At 62.9% G+C, this 22,354-nt stretch carries 23 protein-coding genes; 10 read left to right on the top strand and 13 right to left on the bottom strand.

Annotated features, from left to right (window positions below; all coding sequences use genetic code 11):
- Positions 1–23 precede the first annotated feature (23 nt).
- The 10 genes from glnT to NKH33_RS01645 form a co-directional block, all read right to left on the bottom strand.
- Positions 24–1,331 (bottom strand): type III glutamate--ammonia ligase, encoded by a 1,308-nt coding sequence (gene glnT, locus NKH33_RS01690; RefSeq protein ID WP_023673983.1) that lies wholly within the window; start codon positions 1,329–1,331, stop codon positions 24–26.
- Positions 1,332–1,364: 33 nt separating this feature from the next.
- Positions 1,365–2,693: an FMN-binding glutamate synthase family protein gene (locus tag NKH33_RS01685; RefSeq protein WP_023673984.1), complete on the bottom strand. Its 1,329-nt coding sequence runs from the start codon at positions 2,691–2,693 to the stop codon at positions 1,365–1,367.
- A 6-nt stretch (positions 2,694–2,699) separates the two neighbouring features.
- Positions 2,700–3,434, bottom strand: a complete 735-nt coding sequence (locus NKH33_RS01680; RefSeq protein WP_352453795.1) for a GltB/FmdC/FwdC-like GXGXG domain-containing protein — start codon at positions 3,432–3,434, stop codon at positions 2,700–2,702.
- A gap of 4 nt (positions 3,435–3,438) precedes the next feature.
- Positions 3,439–4,332 (bottom strand): class II glutamine amidotransferase, encoded by an 894-nt coding sequence (locus tag NKH33_RS01675; protein WP_352542208.1) that lies wholly within the window; start codon positions 4,330–4,332, stop codon positions 3,439–3,441.
- Positions 4,333–4,416: 84 nt separating this feature from the next.
- The gene (locus NKH33_RS01670; RefSeq protein WP_352918026.1) at positions 4,417–4,749 is read right to left on the bottom strand and encodes a hypothetical protein; all 333 of its coding nucleotides are present in this window, start codon (positions 4,747–4,749) and stop codon (positions 4,417–4,419) included.
- Positions 4,746–5,426 carry a hypothetical protein gene (locus NKH33_RS01665; RefSeq protein ID WP_352542206.1) on the bottom strand — a complete coding sequence of 227 codons (681 nt, stop codon included), beginning with the start codon at positions 5,424–5,426 and terminating at the stop codon, positions 4,746–4,748. The genes NKH33_RS01670 and NKH33_RS01665 overlap by 4 nt, the downstream gene beginning before the upstream one ends.
- Positions 5,427–5,472: 46 nt before the next feature.
- The gene (locus NKH33_RS01660; protein ID WP_352472309.1) at positions 5,473–6,873 is read right to left on the bottom strand and encodes an APC family permease; all 1,401 of its coding nucleotides are present in this window, start codon (positions 6,871–6,873) and stop codon (positions 5,473–5,475) included.
- Positions 6,874–6,888: 15 nt separating this feature from the next.
- Entirely contained in the window at positions 6,889–7,050 is a 162-nt protein-coding gene (locus tag NKH33_RS01655) for a hypothetical protein (protein WP_023673991.1), read from the bottom strand.
- A gap of 15 nt (positions 7,051–7,065) precedes the next feature.
- A complete protein-coding gene (locus NKH33_RS01650) occupies positions 7,066–7,443 on the bottom strand; it encodes a hypothetical protein (RefSeq protein ID WP_023673992.1) in 378 nt (125 codons plus the stop codon).
- Between the two features lie 11 nt (positions 7,444–7,454).
- Entirely contained in the window at positions 7,455–7,742 is a 288-nt protein-coding gene (locus NKH33_RS01645; RefSeq protein WP_352472310.1) for a hypothetical protein, read from the bottom strand.
- Between the two features lie 286 nt (positions 7,743–8,028).
- On the opposite strand from NKH33_RS01645, the gene NKH33_RS01640 reads away from it, so the two are divergent.
- Genes NKH33_RS01640 through NKH33_RS01625 form a run of 4 tightly spaced genes read left to right on the top strand, consistent with a single transcriptional unit; the run spans position 8,029 to position 11,785 of the window.
- A complete protein-coding gene (locus tag NKH33_RS01640; protein WP_352918024.1) occupies positions 8,029–9,162 on the top strand; it encodes an aminomethyl transferase family protein in 1,134 nt (377 codons plus the stop codon).
- Between the two features lie 14 nt (positions 9,163–9,176).
- Positions 9,177–9,773, top strand: a complete 597-nt coding sequence (locus NKH33_RS01635; RefSeq protein WP_352542204.1) for a dimethylamine monooxygenase subunit DmmA family protein — start codon at positions 9,177–9,179, stop codon at positions 9,771–9,773.
- A complete protein-coding gene (locus tag NKH33_RS01630; RefSeq protein WP_352918023.1) occupies positions 9,770–10,735 on the top strand; it encodes a PDR/VanB family oxidoreductase in 966 nt (321 codons plus the stop codon). The genes NKH33_RS01635 and NKH33_RS01630 overlap by 4 nt, the downstream gene beginning before the upstream one ends.
- A gap of 9 nt (positions 10,736–10,744) precedes the next feature.
- The gene (locus NKH33_RS01625) at positions 10,745–11,785 is read left to right on the top strand and encodes a heme-dependent oxidative N-demethylase family protein (RefSeq protein WP_352502038.1); all 1,041 of its coding nucleotides are present in this window, start codon (positions 10,745–10,747) and stop codon (positions 11,783–11,785) included.
- Between the two features lie 235 nt (positions 11,786–12,020).
- Here NKH33_RS01625 and NKH33_RS01620 read toward each other — a convergent pair whose 3' ends face one another.
- On the bottom strand, positions 12,021–12,743 hold the full coding sequence (locus NKH33_RS01620; RefSeq protein ID WP_352502037.1) for a helix-turn-helix domain-containing protein: 723 nt from the start codon (positions 12,741–12,743) through the stop codon (positions 12,021–12,023).
- A 259-nt stretch (positions 12,744–13,002) separates the two neighbouring features.
- Here NKH33_RS01620 and NKH33_RS01615 point away from each other — a divergent pair, with 259 nt between their 5' ends.
- A complete protein-coding gene (locus NKH33_RS01615; protein ID WP_352918021.1) occupies positions 13,003–14,361 on the top strand; it encodes a trimethylamine monooxygenase in 1,359 nt (452 codons plus the stop codon).
- Positions 14,362–14,386: 25 nt separating this feature from the next.
- Here NKH33_RS01615 and NKH33_RS01610 read toward each other — a convergent pair whose 3' ends face one another.
- Positions 14,387–15,724 carry an aminotransferase-like domain-containing protein gene (locus NKH33_RS01610; protein WP_352918019.1) on the bottom strand — a complete coding sequence of 446 codons (1,338 nt, stop codon included), beginning with the start codon at positions 15,722–15,724 and terminating at the stop codon, positions 14,387–14,389.
- Between the two features lie 109 nt (positions 15,725–15,833).
- Between NKH33_RS01610 and NKH33_RS01605 the strand changes: the two genes are divergently transcribed.
- The 5 genes from NKH33_RS01605 to NKH33_RS01585 all read left to right on the top strand — a co-directional run bounded on the left by NKH33_RS01605 (position 15,834) and on the right by NKH33_RS01585 (position 20,627).
- Complete coding sequence (locus NKH33_RS01605) at positions 15,834–16,808, top strand: substrate-binding domain-containing protein (RefSeq protein ID WP_352918018.1); 975 nt, start codon at positions 15,834–15,836, stop codon at positions 16,806–16,808.
- Positions 16,809–16,880: 72 nt separating this feature from the next.
- Entirely contained in the window at positions 16,881–17,711 is an 831-nt protein-coding gene (locus NKH33_RS01600) for an ABC transporter substrate-binding protein (protein ID WP_502901192.1), read from the top strand.
- An 8-nt stretch (positions 17,712–17,719) separates the two neighbouring features.
- Positions 17,720–18,640, top strand: a complete 921-nt coding sequence (locus tag NKH33_RS01595; protein WP_352502032.1) for an amino acid ABC transporter permease — start codon at positions 17,720–17,722, stop codon at positions 18,638–18,640.
- Positions 18,627–19,400: an amino acid ABC transporter ATP-binding protein gene (locus NKH33_RS01590; protein ID WP_023674014.1), complete on the top strand. Its 774-nt coding sequence runs from the start codon at positions 18,627–18,629 to the stop codon at positions 19,398–19,400. Before NKH33_RS01595 ends, NKH33_RS01590 begins: the two co-directional genes overlap by 14 nt.
- A 45-nt stretch (positions 19,401–19,445) precedes the next feature.
- A complete protein-coding gene (locus NKH33_RS01585) occupies positions 19,446–20,627 on the top strand; it encodes a M20 aminoacylase family protein (protein WP_352821868.1) in 1,182 nt (393 codons plus the stop codon).
- Positions 20,628–20,750: 123 nt separating this feature from the next.
- On the opposite strand, the gene NKH33_RS01580 is transcribed toward NKH33_RS01585, so the two are convergent.
- Positions 20,751–22,298 carry an autotransporter outer membrane beta-barrel domain-containing protein gene (locus NKH33_RS01580; RefSeq protein ID WP_352918016.1) on the bottom strand — a complete coding sequence of 516 codons (1,548 nt, stop codon included), beginning with the start codon at positions 22,296–22,298 and terminating at the stop codon, positions 20,751–20,753.
- Between the last annotated feature and the right edge of the window lie 56 nt (positions 22,299–22,354).

Below are 22,354 nucleotides of genomic sequence, written 5' to 3'. Positions count from 1 at the left end.
GCCGGGCGTGCAACAATTCCGGATCAGATGTCGAGCGTGTGGTCGCGCTCCCACTGGGTGAAGTGGGAAGCATAGGAATTCCATTCCTGCTGCTTGAGCTTTAGATAGGCCGACGAGAATTCCTCACCCAGCGCCGCCTTGAGCGATTTGTCGTTGTCAAACTCGCGCAACGCGTCGAGCAGGTTGAGCGGCAGCTTCGGCGCGCCCTCGACCGTATGGCCGAACTGGTACATGTCGATATCGTAGCGCCGGCCGGGGTCGGCCTTCGAGCGGACGCCGTCAAGGCCGGCGGCGATGATCACCGCCTGCAGCAGATACGGGTTTGCCGCGCCGTCCGGCAGGCGCAGCTCGAAGCGGCCGGGGCCGGGCACGCGCACCATGTGGGTGCGGTTGTTGCCGGTCCAGGTCACCGTGTTCGGCGCCCAGGTGGCGCCGGAGATGGTGCGCGGTGCGTTGATGCGCTTGTAGGAATTGACCGTCGGGTTGGTGATGGCGGCAAGCGCGGACGCATGTTTCATAATGCCGCCGAGGAAATTCCTGCCCTTGGCCGACAGGCCGAGCTCCATCGCATTGTCGGCAAAGACATTGGTCTTGCCGTCTTTGTCCCACACCGAGATATGCGCATGGCAGCCATTGCCGGTCAGGCCCTGGAAGGGTTTAGGCATGAAGGTTGCGCGCAGGCCGTGCTTTTCGGCGACCGATTTCACCATGAATTTGAAGAAGGAATGCTTGTCGGCGGTCGCCAGCGCATCGTCGAAGGCCCAGTTCATCTCGAACTGGCCGTTGGCGTCCTCGTGGTCGTTCTGGTAGGCGCCCCAGCCGAGCGCCAGCATGTGGTCGCAGATCTCGGCGATCACGTCGTAGCGGCGCATCACCGCCTGCTGGTCGTAGCAGGGCTTCGACGCCGTGTCATATTCGTCGGAAATCGTCTTGCCATCCGGCGAGATCAGGAAGAATTCGGCCTCGACGCCGGTCTTGATGTGCATGCCGTCGCCAGCAGCCTCCGCGATCAACCGCTTCAGCGTGTTGCGCGGCGCCTGCTCGACCGATTTGTCGTCCATGATGCAGTTGGCGGCGACCCAGGCGACCTCCGGCTTCCAAGGCAACTGGATCACCGAGGCCGGATCCGGCACCGCCAGCATGTCGGGATGCGCCGGCGTCAGATCGAGCCAGGTGGCAAAGCCGGCAAAGCCGGCACCGTCCCGCTGCATGTCGGCGATCGCCTGCGCCGGCACCAGCTTGGCGCGTTGTCCACCGAACAGGTCGGTGTAGGATATCATGAAATATTTGACGCCCTTTTCCTTGGCGAAGGCGGCGAGATCGTTCCCCATTATAGTTCCTCGCTTACTGGCATTTGGTTTGTCTTAGAAGCCGTTCTTGCCCGGTATCCAGTTGGTGCCGGCCAGCGGCACGCCGGCCATGGCGGCGGCTTCGATCGTCAAGGCCACAAGATCCTCGGGCTCGAGATTGTGCAGGCTGTTTTTGCCGCAGGCGCGGGCGATTGTCTGAGCCTCAAGTGTCATCACCTTAAGATAATTCGCCAGCCGTCGGCCGGCCGCGATCGGATCGACCCGTTTCATTAGCTCGGGATCCTGCGTGGTGATGCCGGCCGGGTCGCGACCCTCATGCCAGTCGTCATAGGCGCCGGCGGTGGTGCCGAGCTCGTTGTATTCCGCCTCCCAGCGCGGGTCGTTGTCGCCGAGCGCGACAAGCGCTGCCGTGCCGATCGACACCGCATCGACGCCGAGCGCCAGCGCCTTGGCGACGTCGGCGCCGTTGCGGATACCGCCGGAGACGATCAGCTGCACCTTGCGGTGCATGCCGAGGTCCTGCAGCGCCTGCACGGCCGGCCTGATGCAGGCAAGCGTAGGCTGGCCGACATTTTCAATGAACACTTCCTGGGTCGCCGCAGTGCCGCCCTGCATGCCGTCGACGACGACGACATCGGCGCCCGATTTCACCGCAAGCGCGGTGTCGTAATAGGGCCGCGCGCCGCCGACCTTGACGTAGATCGGCTTTTCCCAGTCGGTGATCTCGCGCAGTTCGAGGATCTTGATCTCGAGGTCGTCCGGCCCGGTCCAGTCGGGGTGGCGCGAGGCCGAGCGCTGGTCGATGCCTTTCGGCAGCGTGCGCATTTCGGCGACGCGGTCGGAGATCTTCTGGCCGAGCAGCATGCCGCCGCCGCCTGGCTTGGCGCCCTGGCCGACGACCACTTCGATCGCGTCGGCGCGGCGCAGGTCGCGCGGGTTCATGCCGTAGCGTGACGGCAGATACTGGTAGACCAGCGTCTTCGAATGGCCGCGCTCTTCCTCGGTCATGCCGCCGTCGCCGGTCGTCGTCGAGGTGCCGGACAGCGTCGCGCCGCGGCCAAGCGCTTCCTTCGCCGGGCCGGACAGCGAGCCGAAGCTCATGCCGGCAATAGTGATCGGGATTTTCAGTTCGATCGGTTTTTTCGCATAGCGCGAGCCGAGCACGACGCTGGTGTCGCAGCGCTCGCGATAGCCTTCGAGCGGGTAGCGCGAGATCGAGGCACCGAGGAACAGAAGGTCGTCGAAATGCGGCAGCTTGCGCTTAGCGCCGGCGCCGCGGATGTCATAGATGCCGGTCGCCGCGGCGCGGCGGATCTCGGAAAGCGTGTAGTCGTCGAAGGTCGCGGATTTGCGCGGCGTCGTCGGCGGGTTGCGATAGGTCATTGAGCCTCAATACGCGTCGGCGTTGTCGATATTGAAATTGTAGAGGGTACGAGCCGAGCCATAACGCTTGAACTCCGCCGCCTTGACGCCGGTCACACCGGCGCGGTCGAGCAAGCCTTGCAGCAATTCGAGATGCTCGGGCCGCATCTCCTTGGCGATGCAGTCGGCGCCGAGGCTTTCGACCTTGCCGCGCACGAAAAGCCGCGCCTCGTAGATGGAATCGCCGAGCGCATCGCCGGCGTCGCCCAGCACCACGAGGTTGCCGGACTGCGCCATGAAGGCCGACATGTGGCCGATATTACCATGGACGACGATGTCGATGCCTTTCATCGAGATGCCGCAGCGCGACGACGCGTTGCCTTCGATGACGAGCAACCCGCCCCGGCCGGTGGCGCCGGCATACTGGCTGGCATCGCCTTTGACGACGATCTGGCCGGACATCATGTTCTCGCCGACGCCGGGCCCGGCCGAGCCATGCACGGTGATGGTGCCGCCGTCGTTCATGCCGCCGCAATAATAGCCGACGCTGCCGCGCACATCGATGGCGACCGGCTGGTCGACGCCGACGGCGACCGAATGGCTGCCTCGCGGGTGGAGCACCTCCCAGGCGGTCTCGTTCGAACCGGGCGCCAGATCGTGCAGCGCCTGGTTGAGCTCGCGCAGCGACATTTCGGCCAGATCGAAGACCCGTGATGCATGGCCCGGCTCGCGAGCCGCCTTGGAGAGGTTAATTGCCGGCATTGGTTCAATGCTCCCAAAAATAGACGGTTGCGGGCTCGGGTTCCCAGACCTTCGCATTGTCTATGCCGGGCAGTTTGGTGAGCGCACGATATTCCGAGCCGAAGGCGACATACTGGTCGGTTTCGGCCATTACGGCGGGCTTGCAGGCGATCGGGTCGCGCACCACGCCGAAGCCGTTCTTGGTGCCGACGACGAAGGTGAAAAACCCGTCGAGATCACTCAGCGTGCCTTCCAGCGCCTCGCCGAGGTTCTTGCCATGCGCCATCTGCGAGGAGAGATAGGCGGCAGCGACCTCGGTGTCGTTCTCGGTCTCGAATGTCATGCCTTCGCGGATCAGCTCGCGGCGGACATTGTTGTGGTTGGACAGCGAGCCATTATGGACCAGGCACTGGTCGGCGCCGGTCGAGAACGGATGCGCGCCCATCGTCGTCACCGCCGATTCGGTCGCCATGCGGGTATGGCCGATGCCGTGCGTGCCGGTCATCTCGCGGACGCCGAAACGGTCGACGACCGCTTCGGGCAAGCCGACTTCCTTGTAGATTTCGACGACGTCGCCGGCGCCCATGATGCGGATGTCGGGGCGCAGCGCCTGGATCGTCTCGCGTGCTTCGTCGATCTTGGCAGGCGTCGTCCGGACCACGGCATGCGTCGACTTCGCAGCAATGCTCACCGGCGCGCCGATTGCCTTGGCGAGTTCGGCGTCGAGGCTGCGGAAATCGCGCTCCGGCTTGGCCGACTGGATGGTGATCTTGGCTTCATTGGAGGGCGCGCCATAGATGGCGATGCCGGCGCTGTCGGGACCGCGATCGCTGAGCGAGATCAGCATCTCCGACAGCATCGCGCCAAGCTGGGGCTCGAGCGACTTGTCCTTCAAAAACAGTCCGACGATTCCGCACATGTCAGCCTCCGCGAGTTTGTTCCCTCCGAGATGTATCGAATGAGTCCCGGGAATTCAATTGGTATGAAAAAAATTTTCCTGTCGTTATATATCGGCTGAGGCGCCGCCGGGCGCACTATCGCTGCGCTGGCCGCCATTGTGAACCCATTTGGCATAGCGGATGCGGGCGATCTTGTAGGCATCCAGGATCGACAGGGCATAGATCAGGAAGCCGCCGGCATGGCGTCCGACGAAGCTGGCGTCGGGCGGCGCGATCTTGGCGGTGACCCAGGCGAGGATCACCATGAAGAACAGGAATTGTAGGCCGCGCACCGGCACGCCGAGCACGACATGCCCGCTCGCCGGCAAAACGATCGCAGCGCCCAGAACCAGATAGGGGCTCGGTGGTGCGGGGGAGGTGGTGATCTGGCTGGTCATGCCGCTTGCCGTTCGCTTTGATTGATGGCATCGCGCAGCGCCGAAGCCGACGACAGCAGCCTCTCGATCAGCACCGGATCGAGCCTGACCGTGCCGAATTCGGCTTGCCGGAATACGCCGTAGCGCGCCCGCTCGGCCTCGGCCAGCAGCCAGACGATGCGCACGCCGTTCGGCGTGATCAGCAATTCCTTGGCGCGCTCCTCGGCAAAGACATCGAGGTGGCCGGCGATGATGGCTTCGGGGAAGCGCACGCCCTTGCGGTCGCTCCGCAGCACCGCCTCGGCCGGAAACCCCGCCGCCTTCGGCAGCGGGTGGACGAGATGATCGAAATTGGAAAAAGTCGTCGGCGATCCCGGCCGCATCATCATATCGAAAGTGCCTGGTATCGCGACCTTTTCGGTGATCGAAACGCTAAGCCAGCGCGCCGGCAGCTTCCTGATCGCCAGCGTGTCGACGATGGTCCGCACCTGCACCCGCCGGCCGTTCCACGAGCCGGCGAAGGTGACGACGCCGGCAGTGCCGTCCGAGACGTTGGCCGCGTCGGGGACGACGACGCGGACGCCGGCTTCGTCGGCGGCAAGCCCGGTCGAAGCCTTGGCGCGGCTGGCCCGCGCAAGCCAGGCTATATGGAGGACGAGAGCCAGGGCAACCGCCCCGGCGAGCAATGCTGAGATCACCTAACGCACCTCGTCACGCAAATGCCCGCCCAGACCGGGCGCGCCGTCAGTAGCCCTGCGGCTTCGGCCACGGCATGGTGAACTGGGCGCCACGGCGCACGAATTTGTAGCGGTAGAAGTGGAACCACAGCGAGATCAGGAAGTAGAAGGCGACCATGGCGATCAGCTGCGAGCCGAAGCCGAGGAAGATCGCAAAGAAGGTGACGACGCAAAGGCAGAACAAGACGATCGCCGGCAGCGGATGGAACGGATGGGTGTAGCCGCGGCGGATCGAGCCGAGCGGCCACTTTTTCCTGAACATGATGATGTTGATGCTCATGAAAGTGTATTGCAGCACGCCCGACAGGATCGAGAAGGTGATCGCCTGGTTGAGGTCGGCGATGAAGGCGAAGGCGAGCGCGATCGGCAGCAGAAACAGGATCGAGCGATAGGGCGTGCGGTATTTCGGATGCACCGCCGAGAACCAGGTCGGCAGATAGCGGTCGCGGCCGAGCGAAAACCAGGCGCGCGCGGCGTCGTTGATGCAGCCATTGGCGGAGGCGAGCGCGGCAAGCAGCGTCGCGATGAACAACAGGTTCTCCAGCAGCGCACTGCCGGTCAGTTTGCCTGCATCCCACAGCGGATAATAGGTGATGCCGAGATATTCCCAGGGCATCATCGAGGCGCAGACATACCAGGTCATGGCGGCGGCGATCAGAAGCGTGATCATACCGGCCATCGTGCCGTAGGGCAGCGAGCGCGCCGGCGAGCGCACTTCCTCGGCGGCCTGCGTGGTGCCCTCGATGCCGAGATAATACCAGATGCCGAACTGGAAGGCGGCGATGACGCCGATCCAGCCGTAGGGCAGGGCGTTGCCCGGGGTCACCAACTCGTTGAGCTTGAGCACGGCGCCTTGCGTCCACGGGCTGACCGAGAAGAACAGGATGACGATCGAGACATAGGCGATGGCGGTGATGACGAAGTTGACGTTGAGCGTCATCAGCACGCCGCGATAGTTCAGCCATGCCAGCACGACGATTGTCGCGGCGATGAAGGAATTGTGGTTGAGGCCCTCGACGCCGGCCTTGGCGACGATGGTGTCGCCGAGCAGGATCGCGTCCGACACTTCGAGCATGGTGTAGGCAAAGACCAGGAACAGCGCGACGTTGAAGGCCATCAGCGGCCCGACAATGTGCTTGGCCTGCGCATATTGGCCGCCGGCGGCGGCAACCGTCGAGGTAACTTCGGAATCGATCATCGCGACCGAGGTGTAGAGCAGGCCGACGATCCAGCAGACGATCAGCGCCGCCAGCGCGCCGCCCTTGTCCGCCGCGAAATTCCAGCCGGTGAATTCGCCGACCAGAACGATGCCGACGCCGAGCGCCCATACATGGGCGGGGCCAAGCACCCTGAGCAGTGAAACCCTGTCGCCCTGCACTTGCACCGCTGGTTCAGCCGTGATCGTCATCGCTCAATCCCCCACTCAGATCCGGTGTTTTTCGGACACGGCTTCAAGTTCGCCTTCCCTGGACGAGGTCAGCATCTCTTCGGAATAGGTCGTGTCGATCTTGAACCAGTCGTAGAGCATCCACAGCGCGAGCACGATCGAGATGCCCCAGCATGCGTAAGAGAGTGCCACCCACATGACGATGCTTCCTATCTATTTGTCGCCGAACTTTTCGTCGATGACGTCGCGGTATTCGCGGTCCGATGCGCGGAACAGAAAGATGAAATAGCCGATCAGCACCGCCGCCATGATGATCAGCGTCGGCCAGTCGATGATGTAGTGGAACCGGTTCTGGATGATGTCGTGCGCGGTTTCCGGCGTGTAGCCGAGCTTTTCCCAGATCGAGGCCATGGTCGGGTTCTGGCCGAGCGCTTCCCACGTCTTGGCGTCGAGCGCGTCGATGGATTTTGCCGCCCCTGCCAGACCTAGTTTCAGCGGCAGCCACAGCGCAACGAAAATCGCGACCACGACGACGGCGATATCGAAAACCTGTCCGGCCTTGCTCTGTTCGGGCGGTGTATAGCGGGCCATGCGTCTCCCCCTCAGGACTTGCGGTTGCGGTAGGCGTCGGCGTTCTTGATGTCGAGGCCGTAGATGAAGTCCTTGTCTTCCTTGTAGTGGTTGACCATCGCCAGGATGGCGGCCGTGTTGAAGATCAGCACCGCGGCGGCGGCGACCGCGACGACGAGCTTGATGCCGGCGTCGGGGACGTATGGCCATGTCATGAACAGGACAAAGAGGATCGTCGCCCACAGGCAGACGATCAGGAGCACGGATCCACGCACGTCGGAACGGTACAACGCTTCCACGCGCTGTTGCAGGTCGGACATCGGCTTTCCCCTTTTTCAACGCCGGTCCAGATTGGCCGGTCATTGCCCTCTTTCAAGAGAGTGAAATTTTTTTCATAAAATCCGGCCGAATTGTGGAATTGTCAAGACGATTTTACGCGACGTTAACCGTTTGTTTGGGCGCGCCGGATTTGCCTGACAATGAAATTATTTGCTTACGGGTATTGCAGGCTCCCGGCGTTTGCGATCAATATTCAAGCCAACGCTCCCGCCTGTGTGCAGGGAGCAGGGGAAAGCAAAAAAGTTTCTTTCGAACGGAGGACAGCGGATGACGGCATCCTGGAGATTTTCGACGCTTGCGGACCGCCATCGCGCGCTCGGCTCGAAGCTCGAGGACTGGAGCGGCATGGGCACCGCCTGGACCTACGACAAGGACGCCGACGAAGAGTATATCGCCATCCGCACCAAGGCCGGCCTGATGGACGTGTCCGGCTTGAAGAAGGTCCACATCACCGGGCCGCACGCCTCGCACCTGATCGACCTGGCGACGACGCGCGACGTCGAAAAGATCTATCCCGGCAAGTCGGCCTATGCCTGCATGCTCAACGAGGCCGGCAAGTTCACCGACGACTGCATCCTCTACCGCACCGGCCCGAATTCCTGGATGGTCGTGCATGGCTCGGGCACCGGCCATGAAGAGTTGCAGCGCGCTTCCGTCGGTCGCGACGTGTCGCTGCGCTTCGACGACAATCTGCACGATCTTTCGCTGCAAGGCCCGACCGCCGTCGATTATCTGGCAAAGCATGTGCCCGGCATTCGCGACCTCAATTATTTCCACCACATGCAGACCCAGTTGTTCGGCTTTCCGGTGATGATCTCGCGCACCGGCTACACCGGCGAGCGCGGCTACGAGATCTTCTGCCGTGGCCAGGACGCCCGGACGATCTGGGACAGGATCCTCGACGAGGGCAAGAGTGCCGGCATCATCCCGTGCCGCTTCACCACGCTCGACATGCTGCGCGTCGAGAGCTACCTGCTGTTTTACCCCTACGACAATTCGCAGAAATACCCGTTCGAGAACGAAGGCCCCGGCGACACACTGTGGGAGCTTGGTCTCGACTTCACCGTCAGCCCCGGCAAGACGGGCTTTCGCGGTGCCGAGGAGCACTACCGCCTCAAGGGCAAGGAGCGCTTCAAGATCTTCGGCGTGCTGCTCGAAGGCAAGGAGCCGGCCGACGAGGGCGCGCCGGTCTATCGCGACGGCAAAAAGGTCGGCGTGGTGACCTGCGCCATGTATTCGCCGCTGGTCAAAAAATCGATGGGCATTGCCCGACTCGACGTCGACTGCGCGGTGCAGGGCACCAGGCTCGAGATCCGCAACAAGAGCGGCACCATCAGCGCAACCGCCGAGCCGCTTCCTTTCGATGATCCGAAGAAGACCAAGCGCACGGCGAAAGGCTGAGGCATACTGCGGGTATGGCAGCGAAAAGCATCATCAGTCGCCCGGTCTATGGGACCCTGTCTCCGCAGCCTGGCAAGCATCATCTTTTCATAGCGGATGCAGAGGGAGCGCTGGCGATTGCCGATCTGGCCGCCAAGGCACCGGCGGATTTCTTCGGTGGCGCCCACATCATCTTCATTCCCGGCCGCGACGGCAAATACGCCGATGCGCTCGAAGCCCTGAAGCCGGCACAGTTCTACCTCGGCCATTCCTTTGCCAGCGCCCTGCCGCGGCTGAAGCAGACGCTGGCCAACGCGCATATGGGACTCAGGCTCTATCTTGCCGGCACCGAGGGGCTGATCGGCCAGGCCATGCAGGCGGCGCTGGAAGCCGGCATCGACCACACCTCGGTTCAGACCGAGCATCGCGGCTCGCTGGCGCGCCGCATGCAGTGCGTCCACTGCAAGGGCATCACCGAGAACGTGACGACGCAGCCGGCAACCTGTTCGCATTGCGGCCTCTTGCTTCTGGTGCGCGATCACTATTCGCGGCGCCTCGCCGCCTTCCAGGGCGTCTGCATCAACGCCGAGGACCGCAGCGAAATTCCTCCGATCGAGGAGGTCTTTCGATGAGCACCGGCACCACCAAACTCGATGTCGTCGTCAGCGATGTCGTCCCGGTCAACGAGCTGGTGACGCGCTTTCATTTCCGCCGGCGCGACGGCGAGCTTTTGCCGACCTTCTCCGGCGGCGCCCATGTCGTCGTCGAGATGCGCGATGGCGAACGCACCAGGCTCAATCCCTATTCGCTAATGGGCTCGCCGCTCGACACCAGCGAATACACCATCTCGGTGCGCCGCGACGACGCCGGCCGCGGCGGCTCGCTGTTCATGCACAGGCAGGTCAGGCCGGGCACGGAGATGGTGGTCAGCTACCCCGTCAACCTGTTCTCGCTCGATCTGCGCGCCAGGAAGCATCTGATGCTGGCCGGTGGCATCGGCATCACCCCGTTCATGGCGCAGACCGCGCAGCTGGCGGCGGAAGGCGGCAATTTCGAATTGCACTACACCTGCCGCACCGCCTCGCTCGGCACCTATGCCGACCTGCTGAGAGAGCGCTACGATCGCCGGGTCAGGCTCTATCACGATGACCGCGACGAGCGCGTCGATCTCGACCGGCTGCTGTCGTCGCAGCCGCTCGGCACGCATCTCTATGTCTGCGGCCCGTCCGGCATGATCGACTGGGTGCGCGATCGCGCGGCTGCCTTAGGCTGGCCTGCCGAGACCGTGCATTTCGAGCATTTCGCCGCACCCCAGCCCGGCGCGCCCTTCGACGTGACGCTGGCGCTCAGCGGCAAGACAATCCGTGTCGACGAGCAGCAGAGCCTGCTCGAGGCGATCGAGGCGGCCGGCGTCGATCCGCCCTATCTCTGCCGCGGCGGCGTCTGCGGCCAGTGCGAGACCAACGTCATTTCGCATGACGGCAAATTCATCCACAACGACCACTGGCTGAGCGAGGAAGACCACCATTCGGGCTGCAAGATCATGCCCTGCGTCTCGCGCTTCGAGGGCAGGTCGCTGGTGCTGGAAAGATAGGAGGCGAGCTTGGGCATCACCTTTCGTAAGGAAACCTTCCGCGACGACTTCACGTTCAGGAACAGCCCCGAGCACATCAGGCGGTTCCCGTTCCCGTTCCATGAAGACAGCTACATGTATGCCGTCAACATCGAGCCGCATGTCGTCGGGCCGAAGGGCAGCGTGCTGGAGAATTTGATCGACGTCGACGAGCACTATGTCGCCGAGATGCAGGACCGCGCTTTGGTGCTGGCCGAGGATCCGCTGCGCTGCCAGTCGCTGCCGCACATGACGCTGGCCGGCTGGGATCTGCTCGAGCTTTTGATGGAGCAGCAGGCGCTGGGCTATCCCGAGCATTTCACGCTGACGCGCCATGGCGACCGCTGGCGCTGGATCAACCGGCCGCTCGGCATCGACGACAGCTTCACATTCGGCGACGTCTCGACGCTGCCCTATGGGCCGATGGAATACATCACCCGCCAGAGCCAGGGCGATTTCTGCATTCTCGACCAGCGCGACGGCAATCTGTGGATGGATGCCGGCATGGTCACCACCCAGGCCGACTGGTCGCTCGATTTCGACATCGGCATGAACTTCTTCGAATGGCACGCGCCGGTGCCGCTGGCGCATGAGAAGGGCATCTTCGTCCGGGCGCTAAAATTCCTCACCAACATCCAGCAGGGCAAGCCGGCGCGCCGGCTGAACTGGACGATGACCATCAATCCGCGCCTCGATACCAGCCCGGAAAATTATCACAAATGGGGTCCGGACCGGACCACGGTGACGCCCAAAAACGTCGGCGACAAGGTCCATCTGCGCGTCGAGCTGCAGAGCTTCTGGCGGCTGCCGCGCTCGAATGCGATCGTCTTCCCGATCCGCTGCTACCTGATCAAGATGGACGAGCTGGTGACGCAGCCGAAATGGGCAAGGCGCCTGCACCGCGTCATCCGCGACCTTCCCGACGAACTCGCCAACTACAAAGGCCTGACGCGCTACCGCGCGACGCTGGTCGAATGGCTGTCGAAGCTGGATGACGGCAGTGCGACATCGCCAGGGTTCGGGCCGGATTGAGGTTCTGTTTGCGAGGTTCGCGCTGCCCGTCAAGCTGCCAATCTCCCCCCAAGAGGGGGAGATGCCCGGCAGGGCAGAGGGGGGCGCCGTAGAGCGCCGGCCTTTAGCCCCCTTGCGACCAATCGAGGACGAGCTTGCCCTGCAGTTCAACGTAGCAGAGACCCTAGGATCCATGCCGTTACCGTGGCCGTGGAGTGCAGCGATCCAGGATTGCTTGCGCGCCCTCATCTCCGGCTCACCCCGCGCTGCTCTGCGGATAACAGATGATCGACAAATACCGCATCGGCAGGACGCTCAGCACTTCCGGTCCGTGCGGCGCATCGGCGTCGAAGAACAGGCTGTCGCCAGGCCTCATCGGGTAGAGATTGCTGCCGTGCCGGTAAACCACCTCGCCCTCGAGCATATAGAGGAATTCCATGCCTTCATGCTGGAAGGTCGGGAACACGTCGGAATCCTCGGTCAGCGTGATCAGATAGGGTTCGACGACGACGCCGCTGGTGTTGGAGCCGATATGGCCGAGCAGATTGTACTGGTGGCCGGCGCGCGTGCCGCGGCGTTCGACGTCGAGGCCTTCGCCGGCCTTGACGAAGACGGCACTGCGCTCTTCCTCGAAGCGTCGGAAGAAGGCGGTGACGGGAACGCCGAGCGCCCGCGACAGCGCCTGCAACGTGGTCAGCGATGGCGAGGTGATGCCGTTCTCGATCTTCGACAGCATGCCAAGCGAAATGTCGGTGGCGGCAGCCAGATCGGCGACGGTGATGCCGAGCTTCTTGCGGAAGGCCCGCACCTCGCGGCCGATCGCGACCTCCAGGACTTTTTCGCGGGTGTCGCGAATGGCGTGCGGGTTCTGGGTGAGCGGCGCGCGTATCTTGCGCGGATCGACTGCAGCGACCGACGGCTTGGCCTTGGCGGCGACGACGGCCGCAGCGGGCTTTAGACTGGATGCTTTTTTCGCCATGTTGCCACCCCGGACCTTGCCGATTCATTTCACTCACGGTGAACATATTCGGTGCCGATACAGAAGCGCAACTGCCACGGCAAGCCACCCGTGTCGAATTGCGCAATGTCCGGATTTCGCCCGAGCTACTGCGTCGCTTGGAAATCCAGCTGGGCGAAACGCGGTTTCGCGACAAGCCCTGTTGACAGCATCGAAGGGGCAATTACTGTCCTGTCAGTGAAATTTGTTTCGTTAGGGAAATGAGATCGGGAGGCCCGCAATGAAAGATCGTGTTGCCGTCATCGGAGCCGGGCCGTCCGGCATGGCCCAGCTCAGGGCCTTCAAGTCGGCCGCCGACAAGGGCGCCGACATTCCCGAAATCGTCTGCTTCGAAAAGCAGTCCGACTGGGGCGGCCTGTGGAACTACACCTGGCGCACCGGCCTCGACGAGCATGGCGACCCAGTGCACGGCTCGATGTACCGTTACCTCTGGTCGAACGGCCCGAAGGAATGCCTCGAATTCGCCGACTACACCTTCGAGGAGCATTTCGGCCGGCCGATCGGCTCCTATCCGCCGCGCGCCGTGCTGTGGGACTACATCAAGGGCCGCGTCGAAAAATCCGGCGTGCGCCAATGGGTGCGCTTCAACAGCCCGGTGCGCATGGTCACCTTCTCCGAAACGACAAAAAAATTCACCGTCACCGCGCATGACCGCACCAGCGACGTCACCTACTCGGAAGAGTTCGACCATGTCGTCGTCGCCTCGGGCCATTTCTCCGTGCCCAACGTTCCCTATTTCGAGGGCTTTTCGACCTTCAACGGCCGTATCCTGCACAGCCACGATTTCCGCGACGCCATGGAATTCAAGGGCAAGGACATTTTGATAATCGGCCGCTCCTATTCAGCCGAGGACATCGGCTCGCAATGCTACAAATACGGCGCCAGATCGATCACCTCCAGCTACCGCTCGAAGCCGATGGGCTTCAAATGGCCGGAGAACTGGAAGGAAGTGCCGCTTCTGCAGAAGGTCGTCGGCAAGACGGCGCATTTCAAGGACGGCAGCACCAAAGACGTCGACGCCATCATCCTGTGCACCGGTTACCTCCATTCCTTCCCGTTCCTCACCGAGGATTTGAAGCTGAAGACCGCCAACCGCATGTGGCCGGACGGGCTCTACGAGGGCGTCGTCTGGGAGAAAAACCCGAAGCTGTCCTATATCGGCATGCAGGACCAGTTCTACACCTTCAACATGTTCGACGCGCAGGCCTGGTTCGCCCGCGACGTCATCATGGGCCGCATCAATCTGCCCTCAGCCGACGCCATGGCCGAGCACGGCCGGAAATGGCGGGCACGCGAGGAAACGCTTGAAGACGCCGAGCAGATGATCTGGTTCCAGGGCGACTACACCAGGGAGCTGATGGAGCAGACCGACTATCCCGGCTTCGATGTCGAGGCTGTCAATCAGACCTTCATGGAGTGGGAGCACCACAAGGCGCAAGACATTATGGGCTTCCGCGACCATGCCTACCGCTCGCTGATGACCGGCACGATGGCGCCGCTGCATCATACGCCGTGGCTGCAGGCGATGGACGATTCGATGGAAAGCTACCTCGAGATGAAGGGCGTGGCGGCGGAGTAGCAGTCCGAACGGCGATTGACTTGCCTCAGACAACTTCCCGCGCCGGGTCGGCTGCCAGCGCCAGGGAATTTGCGACGTGCTCGAGGTGCTCCTCGTCCAGAATGCTGGTCGCGACGCGGACAGCGTTCGTTTTTCCGGTCGAAAACTTCGCTCCGGCATGGACCGCGATGCCGTGGGCGGCCAGCGTGACCATTGCGTAAGGTTCCGAAGCAACCGGAATGAGGACGCTGAGACCGTGTCCGGCGTCGATATCGACATTGCGTTTGGCCAGTTCGCCGGCGAGCCGTTCGCGACGGCCGCGGTATACCTCCTTCGCCTGCTCCACCAGGGCGGCCGTGGCCGGGTCTTGCAGCAGCCAGGCGGTGGCCGCCTGCAGGATGCGGCTGGTCCATCCCGAGCTGAAGCTGCGGTAGGACTGGATCTGCTCGACGATCGTCGCCGATCCGGACAGCACGGCGAGCCGCAAATCCGGGCCGTGGGTCTTGGAATAGGACAGGATATGGACGACGCGATCGGGAAAACGCCGGCCAAGCGAAATGCGCGGCGCCGAGGCAATATCGCCGACGCCGTCATCTTCGACAATCAGCACGTCGGTGCCGGCGAGCAGGTCGCCGATGACTTCCAGCCGCGCCGACGACATGCAGGCGCCGGTCACCGAATGGACGCGCGGCTGGAACAGGAACGCGACGGGCCGCTGCCGCAGAGCGTTGGCAAGTGCATCCGGCAAGGGACCGTCGCTGTCGCAGTCTACCGGGATGATCGGCACATCGAGATCCTCGAGGATGTCGAGCAGGCGAAGCGCCGTCGGGTTCTCGATGGCCACCGGCGCTCCCGGCGGGACCAGCGCATGCAGCAAGGTGTAGATGGCGTTGTAACCGCCATTGGTGGCCAGGAACGCGCCGGGATCGTACGGCCATGACGGGCGCACTGCCGCCTCCAGCTCGGGCAGGATGCGCACCCGCTCGTAGCTGTTGAGCTTTTCGGCGCGCGCACCATGCGCCAGCGCGATGTCGAGCGGCGGCAAGAGCCTCACATCGGGCTCCGCGATCGCCAGGTTCAGAACATCCTGTCCGTAATTGCCGCCGCTCATGTGGCGCTCGGGCCGGGCGGCAAAGCGGTTGCCCATGATCCAGGTGCCGTTGCGTCCGCGGCCGCCGATGATCTTGTAGCGCCGCAACTCGCTCCACGCCTGCGAGACCGTCGCCGGGCTGACGCCAAGCACATAGGCCAGATCGCGCACCGGCGGAAGCTTTGCGCCGACAGGCAGCGCGCCGCTTCTGATCAGCGCTCCGGTCTCGCGCGCGATGCCGCGCATCGTGCGGTCGCCAAGGCGTTCAGCGAACCATCCTGCATCGAAATCCATCGGCACCCGCGACCATCAAAGCTAATGTTCAATAACATAATAACATTTGATCGGCCAAAAATAAACATTTACCAATCGCCGGTCAAACATAGCTTTGAAGTTCATGCCGATGCCCGTCTCCATCACCATAGCCACCCGCGATTGGGACTATCTCACCCCTTTGGTGCTGGGTGACGTCGCTTCGAGCCGCTTGTCGGTGAAGGTTGACCGCGTCGCCACGCTCATTCCGGATCTCGGCACCGATCCGAACTACGATGCGGCGGAGGTCTCATTCAGCCGTTATGTGTCGGCCATGGCTTCGGGCAGGGATACGGTGGTTGGAACACCGTGCTTCATCATGCGCGGCTTTCGCCATCGCTGCATCATAACGGTCGAGGCCAGCCCGCTGGAACGGCTTTCCGACCTTGCCGGCAAACGCATCGGCGTGACCGGCTGGCGCGATTCCGGCAACACATGGACGCGCGCGGCACTTCGCCGGGCAGGCGTCGGCGTCGAGGATGCCTATTGGTTCGCCGGCAGGCTGACATCGGAGCACCCGATCGCCGATCGCCTCGACGGATTCGGCAGGCCGGGGCGCATCGAAGCAGCACCAGGCGAGCGCCCGATGATCGAGCTGCTGTCGCAAGGCGAGCTCGACGCCGTTTTCACGCCCTTCATGCCGGACGGCTTTTTCGGCCCGGCTTCCGGCTTCCGGCAAGTGCTGCGCGATTTTCGCGCGGCCGAACGCGCCTATTTCGCCGACGTCGGTTATGTCCCGGGCATGCATCTGGTCGCCGTCAAGGCCGCAGTGGCCAGGGAGCACCCCTGGCTGCCGCAGGAACTCGCCAGGCTGATCAACGAAAGCCAGCGCGTCTGGACGGCAAAGCGCCGAAAATATGCCGATACCTCGCCCTGGATCCTCGAGGAGCTGCTTCATGCGGGGCGCGACCTGCCTGCCTCCTGGAACGCCAGCGGCCTGCCGGCCAACCGGCGCATGATCGAGGATTTCGTCACCGAGCTCCATGCCCAGGGCATTCTGGCGGAACCGATTTCCGCCGAAGCCTTGTTTCCTTTCGAGGCCAGATCGCGGGCCACCGCAGCCTGACAACGTACAACGAAGAACACGAAGGAGAATGCCATGAGGACAATCAGCTTCATATTCGCCTCGCTCGTCACCATGCTGGCGCAGGCCAGCTTTGCCCAGGATATCCAGAAGCAATCGGTGAACGAGGATTTGCGGGCCCGGCTGCCGGAAGAGATCCGCACGGCGGGAAAGATCACAGCCGTCAACAACGGCTCGTTCCCGCCCTATGAGATCGTCACCGGCACCGAACTGTCGGGGGCGACCAGGGACATTTCCGACGCCATCGGCCAGCTGCTCGGTGTCGAGATCGATCATGCCTCGGTCGCCGGCCTGCCGGCTTTGCTGAGCGGCATCAATGCCGGCCGTTATCAGTTCGCGATGGGGCCTGTCGGCGACTATCCCGACCGGCAGAAATCCAACGACTTCATCGATTGGGTGCGCGAATACGTCGTCTTCGCCGTCGAGAAGGGCAACCCGCAAGGCATCACCTCGCTCGACACCGCGTGCGGCAAGCGCATCGCGGTCATGTCGGGTGGCTCGGCCGAAAAGGTCATCAAGCAGCAGGCGCAGAAATGCACCGAGGGGGGCAAGTCGGTCGTCGAGGTGCAATCCTTCACCGACCAGCCGAGCTCGATACTGGCCGTCCGGTCGAAACGCTCCGACGCATTCTTCTCCTCGCAGGCGCCGCTGACCTATTTCGTCGAGCAGGCGAAGGGCCAGCTGGAACTCGCCGGGATCGGCCAGGCCAACGGCTTCAAGGACATCTATCAAGGCGCCGTCGTCAAGAAGGGCTCTCCGCTGGGCGGCGTGCTGCTCGACGCGTTCAAGATCCTGATGAAGAACGGCACCTACGCCGCGGTCATGAAGAAGTGGGGTCTCGAGAAGAACATGATCGATGCGCCAGGCATCAACCAGGGCCAGTAGAGGCTGCCATGACCGACGCCACCGCTGCCTACGCGGCCGGGCTGCCGCGACGTCCCGACGACGCGCTGCGCGACGTCAAACGAGCCCACCGGCCGTTTCCGCTCGCCCGGCTGGCGCTCTGGGCGTTCACCGTCGCCGTGGCAGCCGGCTTCGCCTATATCGTCGCGGTCAACCCGAATTTCGGCTGGCCGGTCGTCGCCCAGTATTTCTTCGATCCGACGGTCATGCAGGGGCTTTCCGTAACGCTCGGCCTGACGGTGGTGGCGATGATCCTGGGTATCGTGCTCGGCCTGCTGCTCGCCATCGCGCGCATGTCGAACGACAGGCTGGCATCCCTTCTCTCCGGCCTGTTCATCTGGTTCTTCCGGGGAACGCCGCTGCTGGTGCAACTGATCCTGTGGTACAACCTTTCGACGCTGTTTCCGCGCATTTCCATCGGCTTCGCCAGTTGGAACACCAACGACCTGATCACGCCTTTGACGGCCGCCGTTCTTGGTCTGGCGCTGAACGAGGCCGCCTACATGGCCGAGATCATCCGTGGCGGGCTGCTGTCGGTGGACAAGGGACAGGCCGAAACGGCTGAAGCCTTCGGCATGACCCGCGCGCGGGCCTTGCGGCGCATCATCATCCCGCAGGCGATGCGGTCGATCGTGCCGCCGACCGGCAATCAGCTGATCAGCATGATCAAGGCGACGTCGCTTGTCAGCGTCATCGCCATGGCCGACCTGCTCTACTCGGTGCAGTCGATCTACAACCGCACCTTCGAAATCATTCCGCTGCTGATGGTTGCAGTGCTGTGGTACCTGCTGATCACCTCGGTCCTCAATGTCGCGCAAGGCGCGATCGAACGCCACTACAGCCGCGGCGATCGCGGTGCGCGCGAGAAGACGGCGACCGCCACCCTGGAGGCCGCCAATGAGCGCGCATGACACGCCCCTGGTCCGGGCGCGCAACGTTCACAAGGCCTTCGGCCCGCTCGAGGTGCTGAAGGGCATTGATCTGGACGTCGCGCCTGGCGAGGTGGTGGTCATTCTCGGACCGTCCGGCTCCGGAAAGTCGACCTTCCTGCGATGCATCAATCATCTCGAGGCGATCGACCAGGGGTCGATCGAGGTGGACGGCGAGCAGATCGGTTACCGGTTGCACGACGGCCGCCTCGACAAACTTTCCGACCGCGCGATCGCCGCGCAGCGGCGCAAGATCGGCATGGTGTTCCAGCAGTTCAATCTCTATCCGCACATGACGACCCTGCAGAACGTCATCGAGGCTCCGGTCGGCGTTCACCGGGAGAACCGCAAGGAGGCGATCGGCTACGCCCGCGAACTGCTGACCCGTGTCGGTCTTGCCGACAAGATCGACGCCTATCCGCGCCAGCTTTCAGGCGGCCAGCAGCAGCGCGTCGCCATCGCCCGTGCGCTCGCCATCCGCCCGAAATTGATGCTCTTCGACGAGCCGACCTCGGCGCTCGATCCGGAGCTGGTCGGCGAGGTGCTCGCCACCATGCGCGATCTCGCCAGGCAGGGCTTGACCATGATCGTGGTCACGCATGAGATCGGCTTCGCCCGCGAAGCGGCGGATCGGGTGGTGTTCATGGACGACGGTAATGTGATCGAGGCCGGGCCTCCGGACGAGGTTCTCGCCAAACCCAGGCACCCGCGCACGCGGGCTTTCTTGAGCCGTTTCATCTAAAAGCAAAGCCGGCGCGGCACCTGCTCGGCCGGCAAAGGACCTTCCATGCCAAAGACCTCCAACCAGTTCGCCGATATTTCCGACTTCGCCGACAAGGCCGCCGAGCTTGCAGCGGCCCGCCAGCACCTGCACGCGCATCCCGAGCTTTCATTCCAGGAGCACGAAACGGCTGCATACGTTGCCGAACGGCTCGAAAGCTGGGGCTATGAGGTGACGCGCAATGTCGGCGGGCTCGGTGTCGTCGGTCGCCTGCGCCAGGGCAGCGGCCGCAGCATCGCCATCCGAGCCGACATGGACGCCCTGCCGATCACCGAAGCTACCAATCTCCCTTATGGCAGCCAGGCCAGCGGCAAGATGCACGCCTGCGGTCATGACGGCCACACCACGATGCTGCTCGGCGCCGCCGAATACCTGGCGCGCACACGGCATTTCAACGGCACGGTGAACCTCATCTTCCAGCCGGCCGAGGAAGCCGGCAAGGGAAGCGGGGCGCAGGCGATGATCGCCGACGGCCTGTTCGAGCGCTTTCCCTGCGATGCGATATTCGGGCTGCACAACCACCCGGGCGCGCCGACGGGTTCGTTCCTGATGCGCGCCGGGCCGCTGATGGCGGCGAGCGATACCGTCACCATCAGGATCGCCGGGCGTGGCGGCCACGCCTCGCGTCCGCACCTGACGGTCGACCCGATCGTCGCTGCCGCCAACATCGTCATGACCCTGCAGACGGTTGTGTCGCGCAACGTCAACCCGATCGAGACCGCTGTCGTCACCGTCGGCACGATTCACGGAGGCACGGCCTCCAACGTCATTCCGGAACACGCCGAAATCACGTTGAGCGTCCGCTCCTTCTCGGCCGAGATCCGCGACACGCTCGAGCAGCGTATTCGCAATATCGCAGCACTTGTGGCGCAGGCGCATGGCGCAACGGTCGAGATCGATTACGAGCGCGGCTACCCGGTGGTGGTCAATTCCGAGCGCGAGACGTCCTTTGCGACAGACATCGCTGTCGAACTCGTCGGTCAGGACAAGGTGTCCGTCTGCCCGTTGATCCCCGGCAGCGAAGACTTTTCTTATTTCCTCGAACACAAACCCGGTTGCTTTCTGCGCCTCGGAAACGGCGAGGATTCAGCCATCCTGCACAGCTCGAAATATGATTTCAACGACGGCAATCTGACCGTCGGCGCAGCGCTCTGGGCTCGTTTGACCGAGAGATTCCTGGCCGCCTGATCCATGACTGCGGCTTGGATTGTCGATCGGCCGGTCGAGCATTATTGGGGCGACCGGCCGCGCGACGATGCTCAACGAATTCTCACGCATTCCCCCACTTCGAATGCGATAAGAGCTTCGCTTTCAGACAAACAAAAAGTCACCCGTCGTCAGCGGGCTTGTAAAGTTTGCGAGAGTAACTTGATCGACTCCTGCGGTAATGATGGTGTCGGTTCCACTTTGCGCAATTGTGAGATCATCGAACGATTGCACGCCCTCCACGCCACTAAATACAATGGTGTCGTCTTGGGTCTGGCTGAAATCGTAGATGGTGTTTTGGGTTCCGACCGTCATTGAACCATCGTCCTTGAATATGAATTGATCTCTGCCGCCCTGAGCCAGTTCGCTCAGTTGCCCGTCACCCCACATGTCGTTGACGACGGTGCAGCCGGGTGCCGCGCTCCCGGCGTACAGGGTATCGTTTCCGCCCAGAGCCGAACCGGACATTTGCAGAGCGTCGCCGCACAGGAAGTTGCGGACCTGGCCGCTTTCGCTGTTGTGGCCCCCGGTAAGAATGTCGTTGCCGCCCGCGGCGGACCCGGACATAGCGAATGTGTCGCCATACAACTCGCTTTGAACATCAGGACCAGAGCTCTTATTGCCGCCGGTTAGGATATCATTGCCGCCCACAGCATTGCCGGCCATCGCGCCAGCGTCGCCATAGGCGAAATTATGGGTGCCTTGCAGCACGGCCACGTCATCGCCCCCGCTAGCAGAGTCGGACATGATGCCGGCCGCGTCACCATAGAAACTTATCACGAACCCACCCACGCTCGTGAAGGTGTCGTCGCCGCCCTTAGCAAAGTCGGACATATGTAGGCTCGCGTCGCCAAAGAAACTTTTGGTCTGAATCGTGCCACCAAAGTCTGTGTAATGGTCGTCGCCACCCTGAGCATGGCCAGACATGCTGCGACCGGCATCACCGTAGAAAATAGTGTTGGCGTCACTAGCGCCATTGAAAGTGTCGTTGCCGCCCTTGCTGTAGTCCGACATATCGCCGCTGGTGTCCCCGTAGAAAGCGTTGCTGGAGTCGCTCCTGGCCGTGAAACGGTCGTCGCCACCTTGAGCATGGCCAGACATGTTGTTCCCGGCGTCGCCAAAGAAAATGTTGACGGCCACGCTGGTGCCCTCAAAGGTGTCATTGCCACCCTTGCTGTGGTCGGACATATCGACGCCGGCGTCACCGTAGAAAGTGTTGAAGGAGTTGGGAAAGGCCGTGAAACGGTCGTCGCCGCCCTGAGCATGGCCGATCATGTTGCCGCCGGCGTCGCCGAAGAAAATGTTGCTGGCTTGCGCGGCGCCCGTGAAAGTGTCGTTGCCGCCCTTGCTGTGGTCCGACATATCGTCGCCCGCGTCACCGTAAGCAGTGGTGGTGGAGGAGCTCGACACCGTGAAGGTGTCGTCACCGCCCCGAGCAAAATTGAACAAGCTCCGAGCCGCGTCGCCGTAGAAGGTGTAGGTCGACGGTGCGGTTTCCGTAAAGGTGTCGTTGCCGCCTCTTGAGAAATCGAGCAGGCTGCCGCCAGCGTCGCCGGTCAAGATATTGGTATTCGGATCGCCTGTGAGGGCGTCATCGATACCCCACTGATGATCTGCTAGATCACCGGTAGTAAAGGGAACGCGTGTAGACATTATCCGCTCTCCTGTTGAGCCTGCCCGTCCCATAACAGCCGTACGATGTGAGGCAA

This window comes from Mesorhizobium sp. M1182, from assembly GCF_040318335.1.
Classification (GTDB): domain Bacteria; phylum Pseudomonadota; class Alphaproteobacteria; order Rhizobiales; family Rhizobiaceae; genus Mesorhizobium.
Note: the sequence above shows the minus strand (reverse complement) of the source record. Positions and strands in the feature narration are given on the sequence as shown.